This window comes from Rothia sp. HMSC058E10, from assembly GCF_001809415.1.
Classification (GTDB): domain Bacteria; phylum Actinomycetota; class Actinomycetes; order Actinomycetales; family Micrococcaceae; genus Rothia; species Rothia dentocariosa.
In genome coordinates this window covers 1-341 of record NZ_KV797626.1, presented here as the reverse complement: position 1 = coordinate 341, position 341 = coordinate 1, and the positions used below count along the sequence as shown (strand labels likewise).

1 protein-coding gene is annotated in these 341 nt (G+C 41.1%); it reads right to left on the bottom strand.

The window, feature by feature from the left end:
* Positions 1-43: 43 nt before the first annotated feature.
* A partial coding sequence (locus HMPREF2609_RS04680; RefSeq protein ID WP_305793654.1) for a ribonuclease domain-containing protein occupies positions 44-341 on the bottom strand: 298 nt, incomplete at its 5' end.

The following is a 341-nucleotide window of genomic DNA, read 5'->3' as shown; positions in this document are numbered from 1 at the left end:
GAAGCTATTGCCGTACCCGTCGTCGTAGTATCCCATGTTGTGCTTACTCCTTAATGAGGATAAAAGTTTGATAATGATCTGGGGTATAGTACATGGATCCGTTATTAGCTATGACTAAGCGATGCGTGCCAAATTTTTCTGTTGTTGCTTCGCCCGGTACTTTGATGGTCGTCTCATAGTATTTCAGATCCATAAACTCTGTGGCATCTTTATTGGTCATACGAGTCGGCAAAGGAACATACGTATGAGTAACCTCTTCAGACGTATCCACATTGAGCCTGTATTCTAATTTATTATTAAAATCTTTGAATCGTGCATCAGGATGCAGATTTCCGCCCTTT